The organism is Leuconostoc sp., from assembly GCF_965300815.1.
The window spans coordinates 1-9,106 of sequence record NZ_CBDKZH010000054.1 but is presented as its reverse complement, the minus strand read 5'-3'; the positions used below and the strand labels follow the sequence as shown (position 1 = coordinate 9,106).

At 43.6% G+C, this 9,106-nt stretch carries 11 protein-coding genes and 1 riboswitch; all 11 genes read left to right on the top strand.

Annotation, left to right across the window (positions count from 1 at the left end; translation table 11 throughout):
- The first annotated feature begins 1 nt into the window (after position 1).
- On the top strand, positions 2-763 hold the full coding sequence (map, locus tag ACW12G_RS04830; RefSeq protein WP_455647399.1) for a type I methionyl aminopeptidase: 762 nt from the start codon (positions 2-4) through the stop codon (positions 761-763).
- 15 nt (positions 764-778) lie between these two features.
- Positions 779-1,414, top strand: coding sequence for a sugar transferase (locus ACW12G_RS04825; protein ID WP_029509732.1), 636 nt, complete (start codon positions 779-781; stop codon positions 1,412-1,414).
- 25 nt (positions 1,415-1,439) lie between these two features.
- Positions 1,440-2,216 (top strand): DUF4422 domain-containing protein, encoded by a 777-nt coding sequence (locus ACW12G_RS04820; RefSeq protein WP_455647398.1) that lies wholly within the window; start codon positions 1,440-1,442, stop codon positions 2,214-2,216.
- Positions 2,217-2,347: 131 nt separating this feature from the next.
- The gene (gene glf, locus ACW12G_RS04815; RefSeq protein ID WP_010000516.1) at positions 2,348-3,538 is read left to right on the top strand and encodes a UDP-galactopyranose mutase; all 1,191 of its coding nucleotides are present in this window, start codon (positions 2,348-2,350) and stop codon (positions 3,536-3,538) included.
- A gap of 372 nt (positions 3,539-3,910) precedes the next feature.
- Positions 3,911-4,840, top strand: coding sequence for a glycosyltransferase family 2 protein (locus tag ACW12G_RS04810; RefSeq protein WP_455647397.1), 930 nt, complete (start codon positions 3,911-3,913; stop codon positions 4,838-4,840).
- 61 nt (positions 4,841-4,901) lie between these two features.
- Positions 4,902-4,996: riboswitch (purine riboswitch) on the top strand.
- Positions 4,997-5,039: 43 nt separating this feature from the next.
- Positions 5,040-6,488, top strand: coding sequence for an NCS2 family permease (locus ACW12G_RS04805; RefSeq protein WP_278437458.1), 1,449 nt, complete (start codon positions 5,040-5,042; stop codon positions 6,486-6,488).
- Positions 6,489-6,547: 59 nt separating this feature from the next.
- Positions 6,548-6,772: a cold-shock protein gene (locus ACW12G_RS04800; protein WP_010000511.1), complete on the top strand. Its 225-nt coding sequence runs from the start codon at positions 6,548-6,550 to the stop codon at positions 6,770-6,772.
- A complete protein-coding gene (locus ACW12G_RS04795) occupies positions 6,772-7,323 on the top strand; it encodes an NUDIX hydrolase (RefSeq protein ID WP_048701313.1) in 552 nt (183 codons plus the stop codon). The genes ACW12G_RS04800 and ACW12G_RS04795 overlap by 1 nt, the downstream gene beginning before the upstream one ends.
- Position 7,324: 1 nt before the next feature.
- Entirely contained in the window at positions 7,325-7,621 is a 297-nt protein-coding gene (locus tag ACW12G_RS04790) for a hypothetical protein (RefSeq protein ID WP_270747358.1), read from the top strand.
- A gap of 90 nt (positions 7,622-7,711) precedes the next feature.
- Positions 7,712-8,386 (top strand): 5'-methylthioadenosine/adenosylhomocysteine nucleosidase, encoded by a 675-nt coding sequence (locus ACW12G_RS04785; RefSeq protein WP_010004668.1) that lies wholly within the window; start codon positions 7,712-7,714, stop codon positions 8,384-8,386.
- Positions 8,387-8,456: 70 nt separating this feature from the next.
- On the top strand, positions 8,457-9,106 hold a 650-nt coding region (ytpR, locus tag ACW12G_RS04780), incomplete at its 3' end, for a YtpR family tRNA-binding protein (protein WP_455647396.1).

Here is a 9,106-nt window from a genome sequence, read left to right as displayed (position 1 = left end):
AATTGAAGACATGCGCCAGTCTGGTGCCATTATTGATGGCATGCATCATATGTTACGTGATTTGATTCAACCAGGCATTGATACTTGGGAAATTGAGACAAAGGCGCGTGAGTATATTGAAAGTCACGGTGGCGTGCCTTTGCAAATTGGTTACGAAGGCTTTAAGTATGCCACGACTATCAGTATTAATAATGAAGTGGCCCACGGGTTGCCACGCAAAGGCCTCAAATTAAAAAACGGCGATCTCGTTAAAGTTGATACAGTCGTCGGCCTTAATGGCGCGGTTTCAGATTCTGCTTGGTCCTATGCAGTTGGCGAAGTGTCACCCGAAGTGGCACAATTGATGGACGTGACAAAAAAAGCGATGTATCTTGGTATTGACCAAGCTGTTATCGGTAATCGTATTGGTGATATTGGGCATGCCATTCAACAATATACAGAAGTTGAACATGGCTATGGCGATGTGCGCCAATATATTGGTCATGGTGTTGGCCCAACGATGCATGAAGACCCACAAGTGCCACATTATGGTAAGCCAGGTCGTGGCGTTCGTTTGCGCGAAGGCATGGTCATTACTATCGAACCAATGATTAACCTTGGTGGTTGGGAAGTTGAAACGGACGATACGGAAGCAGACGGCTGGACAGTTTCAACCCTTGATGGTTCATGGTCAGCACAATATGAACACACCTTAGCAATCACGAAAGACGGTCCTAAAATCTTGACAAGTCAAGATCCAGAATTTGATGCAAAATATTTGTAAAAGTGAGTTGGAAAATTGAAAATAAAGCCAAAACGTCGATCATACTTGATTGCAAAACGATGCATCGATATTGTTTTTGCGTTATTGGGATTGATCGTACTGTCGCCGATATTTTTGATCGTTTATATCTTATTAAAAGTTGATAGCCCACAGTCGCCGGCATTTTTTAAGCAACAACGGGTTGGTCGCAACGGGAAAACATTTGATATTTATAAATTTCGTTCAATGGTACCCAACGCAGAAGACATCTTGAAGTCGAACCAGGCATTGTATGACAAATACGTCGCCAATGGCTATAAGTTACCGACGAAGGAAGATCCACGTATTACCAAGCTTGGGGCTTTTTTACGCCGATCAACAATTGATGAATTACCGCAGTTTTGGAATATGCTCATTGGGGATATGAGCCTGGTCGGTCCTCGGCCGATTGTTGCTGAAGAGTTGAAAGAATATGGCGATCAAGTCGCTTTGTTTTTGTCAGTAAGACCTGGTGCCTTAGGCCTTTGGCAGGCCAGTGGTCGCTCATTGATTGAGTATCCAGAACGAACACAAATCGAATTAGAATACGTTGCGAATGCTGGTTTTTGGTATGACATTAGCATTGTGTTCCGAAATATCATTGCGATATTTAAATCTAAAGGTGCCTATTAAAGGCTGCCTGTATTTGGTAGTATGAATGACAAATAAAACGCAAATTTTAATGGCAGCGCACAAGCTTGTGCCGGTGCCAGATGAAACAATTTATACGCCAATTCAAGTTGGTGCCGCGCTATCAGCAGAGCGATTTCCCGGCTTTATTTCAGATGATACTGGTCGCAATATTTCTGAAAAAAATCCGTATTTCAATGAATTGACCGCCATTTACTGGGCACGTCACAATAGCGATGCTGAGGTGATTGGATTGGTCCATTACCGCCGGTTCTTTTCATTTTCTCGGCAAAAAGATTTAGCCAAAATTTTGACGTCAGCGCAGTTAGCAGACTTGTTGGCCAAAAATGATGTGATTTTGCCAAAAAAGCGGCGCTACTGGATTGAATCCAGTGATTCTCATTATCGGCATGCGCATCACGAAGCCCCACTTGATATTTTGCGTGAGGTCATCGCGACAAAGCAGCCAGACTATCTGGCAGCCTTTGATCGTAATATGTCACGGACATGGGCGCATATGTTTAATATGTTCATTATGCGGCGTGACCGGTTTGATGCGTATGTTGATTGGTTATTTGATATTTTATTTGCCGTGGAAGCCCGTGTGCAAGTAGATGTTGAAACGTGGGATAGTTATGAACAACGGGTGTACGGTTTCTTGAGTGAACGCTTACTGGACGTCTGGTTGGAAAAAAAACAGATTCAGTATCAAGAAGTCCCGGTTGTTTTTATGGGAAAGCAAAATTGGCTGCTCAAAGGTGGCCGATTTGTCGCACGGAAAATTGGCATTGGTCGATCACATTAAGGTGATTGGCTTTTTTTGTGCCATAAATTAGGGTGGTGATGCGGCATGTTATGAACATGCGGTAGCAAATCACATCATGGTATGATTTTTGATATGCAAAACGGGGTTGTCTCAGGTATAATAGAACTACTATGACAAATAAATTTAATACGAAGAATTATGACTACTTAGTTGTTGGTGCTGGACCGTTCGGCATGATTTTTGCCTACGAAGCTGCCAAGCGTGGCAAGCGGTCTCTGATTGTTGAAAAGCGCCCTTATATTGGTGGCAACATGCATACCCATACTGAACATGGGATTACGGTGCATGATTTTGGCGCACACATTTTCCATACAGATAATAAAGAAGTGTGGGATTATATTCGTCAATTCGCCGAATTTAATGGCTATCAAAACCAAGTGGTGGCGAACTACAAAGGCACATTGTACAATTTGCCCTTCAACATGAATACGTTCTATCAAATGTGGGGAACCAAGACACCTGCCGAAGCACAAGCCAAAATTGCTGAACAAAAGGCTGCGGCTTTGGCTGACTTAGGTGATCGCCAACCACGTAACTTGGAAGAACAAGCGATTTCATTAATCGGAACTGACATTTACGAAAAGCTCATTAAGGGTTACACGGAAAAGCAATGGGGACGTAAAGCTACTGAATTGCCAGCCTTTATTATTAAGCGCTTGCCGGTACGTTTTATTTACGATAACAACTACTTTAACCACCGCTATCAAGGGATTCCGGTGGGTGGTTATACGCAAATTTTTGAGCGTATGGTGGCCCAATCGAACGGCTTGATTGATGTCTTAACAGACACTGACTTCTTTGATCATAAGGACACGTTATTAGCCGAATTCCCACGGGTACTCTACACGGGCATGATTGATCAATTCTTTGACTATAAGTTTGGGGAATTAGAATATCGTTCACTCCGTTTTGAGCATGAAGTAGTGGATTCAGAAAACTATCAAGGTAATGCTGTCATTAACTATACAGATGCCGAAACACCTTACACGCGTGTCATGGAATGGAAGCACTTTGATGGTTTGGCTGACGAAGGTAAAACAATCATTACGCGCGAGTATCCACAAGAGTGGAACCGTGAAAAAGAAGCGTATTACCCAGTCAACGATGACAAAAACACGCAAATCTACAAGCAATATGCGAAAGAAGCACGGACAAAGCACGCAGAAATTATTTTTGGTGGTCGCTTAGGGAAGTATCGTTACTTTGATATGGATCAAGTGATTAATGATGCTTTGAACACGGTTCGTGAAGAATTTGGGGTCGCTTCAGATTTCAACTTCGCACATGACAACGTTAAATAAACGGGCCCTTTTGGGCGTACATATAACACTTTAGCGTGATTCGTCTGACTAATTAGCACTGAATCGGTGATTTAGCAACTGGACAGCGACACGATGGCGTAGCGCAACATTTAAATTAACATCGAAAGGCATAATCGGTAGATGTCTGGTCGTACAATGACTGGCACAGTGAGATTGCTTAGGCAAGAAGCGTACCAACAGTGTGCGACAGCGATGTTATTTTTTTGTGCCATTTTGTGAACAGTGCAACTGTCTAGTCGCAGGTTGCCAGCATCAAGGTAAATTTGGCGATCGGCTAATGTGTGATGTCTGTGGGACACAACACAGTCTCTGTGACCGCAGTAATCAATATCATAATTGAAGAGGGAAAACATGACTGAACCAACTGTAACAGCGATGATTGTCACGTATAATCGGCTACCGTTATTAAAAGAAGCGATTCAAAAAGTGTTAGCACAAGACACGTCTGCCTTAAAACATCTCATTGTGGTTAATAGCGCGAGTACCGATGAGACACACGAGTATTTAGATCAGTTAACTGATCCACGCTTAATTGTGACCCACATGTCGGAAAATCTGGGCGGTGCTGGCGGTTTTAATTGGGGTATGCGAGAATTTATGATGCTCACGCAGGATGATTATGTCTGGGTGATGGATGATGATTCGATGCCAACCGAGGATGCTTTATCCAAGTTGTTGGCGCTATTTGCAGCGCAGCCTAAGGCAGGTTGGGCGGCTAGTAAAGTGATTTGGACTGATGGCGATTGGTCTAAGATGAACGTCCCAGCACCACTGGCAGGAAACGCCGCAACGTTATTACAGGATCAGGCGCGCTGGCTGCCAATCAAGCAGGCCACGTTTGTCTCAACCATTTTTTCACGGGCAGTGATTGCACAAATTGGGTTACCGCAAAAAGAATATTTCATCTGGGGGGATGATATTGAATTTACCCAACGTGCCACGCAAGTCAGTGCGGGATTTTTTGTGCGAGACTCGATTGTGGTACATGCGAGTCAAGCCAACCCCAAGCCAGGAGATATTGTGGGTGAAGTAGATATCACACGCTTACCCCGCTATTATTATGAGTATCGCAATCGCATTCTGACGTCGCGGCGGCGCCATTCGCTCATTAAATTAGGCAAAACGCTCGCACATACTGGGCTTGATTTTATTAAAACGTTATTGTTACCAAGTGTGCAGTTTCGTGGTCAAAAATTAAAGATTATTGTGGTAGGCACTTATCAAGGGCTTAAATTCCGGCCGGCGATTGAATATGTGCCACAAGTCTGTGAGAGTGCTTAGTGCCCATCTTTATGAGAGACATATTTATGGGTTGTCAACGCGAGTCCATCAGTGTTAAACTGTATTATATTAAAAAATACGTGATATAGTGTCGGATAATGGCCGACTGTTTCTACCCAGCACCGATGTTGGACTATCACAAATGCGGGATCTGTCCATCATTTGTGGTGGGCAGATTTTTCGCGTTTAGGAGAGTATTATGTCGAAGTTTTTTAAACTGGCTGAAAACAAAACGACTGTACGTCGTGAAGTTTTAGCAGGGATAACGACCTTTGTGTCGATGGCTTACATTTTCTTTTTGAACCCTCAAATTTTGGGGCAAGCTGGTATTCCTGAACAAGCCGTCTTTTTGGCAGCCATTATTGTTGCCATATTTGGGACGTTGTTTATGGGAATATTTGCCAACGTACCGTTTGCATTGGCGCCGGGAATTGGGATGCAAGCGTACTTCACTTATACCATCGTGTTTGGCTTTGGCTTTTCATGGCAGCAAGCCTTGGCGATTGTCTTTTTGGTTGGTGTTGTCGATATCGCCATTACGTTAACACACGGCCGTCGCGCAATTGTTAAGGGCATTCCAACCGAATTAAAGGCCGCCATTGGTGGTGGTATCGGGATGTTTGTGACGTATATTGGCTTAAAGAATGCCGGGTTCATTAACTTTTTGGTGGATGGCAACAACGTTAAGACAGTCAATGACGAAGCTTACACAGGTAAGACGAGTGGGGCGATTCATTCACTCTTAGCCAATGGTGGTGTTACACCAGAATTGACAAAGTTTAACGAACCATCAGTTTTGTTGGCTTTAATTGGTTTCGTGTTGCTCCTTGTTTTGGTTATGCGTAAAGTACCAGGTGCCTTTTTGATTACGTTGGTTGCCACAACTTTGATTGGTATTCCAATGGGCGTGACGAACACACAAATCCAACCAGGGACATCAATTGGTTCTGCCTTCCACCAACTTGGTGATGTCTTTGGGCAAGCCTTTGGTGCCAAAGGAATGGGCAGTCTGTTTTCAAATTGGGAAAACACCTCAATGGCTATTGTGACAATCTTTGCCATGGGGCTAACTGGTTTGTTTGATGCAATCGGGACGTTGATTGGTATTGGTAATCAAACGGGTATCTTCTCAAAAGCAGACACGAAAGCGTTTGAACAAGAAGATGGTTTCAACTCAAAGATGGACCGCGCTTTGGTGGTTGATACCTTTACCACTGCTTTAGCGGGTGTTGTTGGGACGTCAAATACCACAACATTCATTGAATCAGCGACTGGTATTGCAGCTGGTGCCCGCACCGGCTTAGCCAATGTTGTCACAGCGATTGGCTTTGGTTTGATGGTGATTTTTGCACCGTTTGTTGGGGTTGTCCCATCAGCGGCCACATCACCATTGTTGATTCTAGTTGGGATTATGATGATGGGTGAATTCAAGAAGATTTCTTGGGAAAACTTGGAAGTTGCCATTCCAGCGTTCTTCACTTCTGTCTTTATGGCCTTCTCATACTCAATTTCATATGGGATTGCCGCCGGCTTCATTTTCTTCATTGTGGTGAAGTTAGCCCTTGGTAAATTCAAGGAAGTGTCACCAGTTTTGTTAATCGTGTCAACGTTCTTCTTGATTAACTTTATTATGTTGGCATTCATGTAATTCAATATTGATTTCAATAAAAACCGCCGTTATGGCGGTTTTTTTGATACAATGTTAATATGAAAACAGGAACAGTAAAAATTTGGCAAAAAGAACGTGGCTATGGCTACATTACTCCGGACGAAGGCGGCGCTGACGTCTACGTTCACTTTAACGGCATTGATATGGACGGTTTCAAATCGCTCAATCAAGGGGAACGTGTCAGCTACGTCCTCGTTCAAGGCTATAAAGATTATCAAGCAGCAGAAGTAAGACCCATCATGAAGAAGGCATCAGAAGTATAATGGCGGAACGCGAGCAAGTACAAGATACCCAAATCGTCTATGAAGGGCCTATTTTTAGTGTCGAAAAACAGGCAGTCACGTTGTTTAATGGTAAGACATCGCAACGCGATATTGTCCGACATGTGCCCGCAATTGCCGTGTTAGCGTTTGTTGATGACGACCATATTTTGTTGGAAAAACAATATCGGGCGACAATTGGGGATTTTATCTTAGAAATTCCTGCGGGTAAGTTAGATGAACGTGATGTTGATCAACCAGAACACGCCGTTGTTCGTGAGTTAAATGAAGAATTACGCGTGTCAGCTGGTGATATTCAACGGGTGACCGGTTTTTATGAAACCGTTGGTTTTTCAGATGCTTATATGTATCTCTACGTGGCCCGCGATTTGCAGCCACTGCCCGTTGCTGAGCAATTACCACGGGATTTAGGTGAGTCTTTAGACATTGAGACGATCAGCTATGACGAGATGAAGCGTTTGTTTGAAGCCGGCGCGTTGAATGATCAAAAAACGTTGACGGCCTTCTTATACTGGTCATATATACGAGGTTAAGATGGCAGAAGAACTATCACGGCGTGCCGCAAAGAAAGCACAAAAACAACGCGAGAAGGAACGTATTCGGGTCGAAAAAGCATATGCTAAAGCGCATCCCACCCCAATCACACTCGTGACACCAGAAACACGTGAAGAAATGCGTCTGACCCGTAAAGGGCGCTACGAACTGGGGTCAGATGGTAAACTCACTGCTAATGGTAAATCTAAACGATTACGGTATCGCTATAATGTGGCGATTGTTTGCTTAATTGTGCTGATTATCGCGACTTATGCGTATTTCTTTTTAGTCAAATAATTGGGGCTTAAATCACACCAAAACTGGTGGTAAATTAGGAAGGAAGAGATGACCGAATCGTTTGGCTGATTCGGCGTCATTAATGACAACATGAAAATTGGAATTATTACGCCAATGGCGGAAGAAAAAATCACACTGATTGCTGCCTTAGAAGATGTGACAACTAAGCAACACGGTGGGACTGAAATCACAAGTGGTCGCTATAAAGGTCATGAGGTGATTTTAACCGAATCAGGTATTGGGAAAGTAGCTGCGGCTTCTGCGACTGCGTTGATGATTGATAATTTTGAACCTGACTTAGTAGTCAATACTGGTTCTGCTGGTGCGCTTGATCCTGATTTGAAAATTGGGGATGAAGTGATTGGCACACAAGTCGCTTATTCAGATGTTGACGTGACGGTGTTTGGATATGCTTACGGACAAGTCCCAAACAAGCCACTTTACTATGAAGCCGACCCAACAGTGGTTAAAGACTTTGAACAATTAGCCCCAGTAAAAGAAGGCTTGATTGTATCGGGCGATCAATTCGTGCAAGATACGGCAAAAAAGCGTATTTTAACACATTTCCCAGAGGCTTTAGTGGCCGAAATGGAAGCTGCTGCGGTTGCGCAGGTTGCGTACCAATTTGGCACACCTTTCATTGTCTTGCGTGGGGTGTCTGATTTAGCAAATGGTGATTCTGGCGTGGTATTTGATGATTATGTCGTTGAAGCAGGGCGGGCTTCAGCAAAATTGTTGCTATCTTATTTGGATAGCAAAGCATAATTGAGACCGTGAGAGCGGTCTTTTGTGCTTTAATCACGCAATATATAAATTTAAAATAAGGATTTTAAAGATGATAACTAGTTATAACTTACAAGGGATGGGTGATGTTTTAGTCATTATTTTGGCCCCAAATGCTGCTGAACAAACAGTAACAACAAATGGTCAAGTGACGCGTATTCAAGATGCTGCAACACAAGCCACAACTGGTTTTAACATTGCTGGCGTTGGCGCACAATTGGGCTTAACTGACGTTCAAGGACAAGTCGTATTGGATGCGGATCAAGTTGATCAGGTTAATAGTTTGCTAGCAGAAGCTGGCTTTGAAGATCGCTTGACGGTGTCACCCTCAAAGCTAGTCATTGGTCGCGTTGAAAAAATGACGGCGCATCCTGATTCTGATCATTTGCATGTGACCACAATCACTGTTGGCAAGGGTAAAACGCTACAAATTGTATCAGGTTCACCAAATATGCGTGAAGGGATCAAAGTCGTGGTCGCACAACCAGGAACAATGATGCCATCAGGTGCCTTGATTTGGGATGGCGCTTTACGGGGCGTGCAATCAAGTGGCATGATCGTTTCAGGACGTGAATTGCAATTGCCGGCAGCACCAGATAAGCCAGGGGCACTGGTATTACCTGAAGACTTTGGTGAAGTTGGCGCGGTTTTTGACTTTGATAAAGCACAGAACTTGTATACGGATCACTTAGTTGATACGAA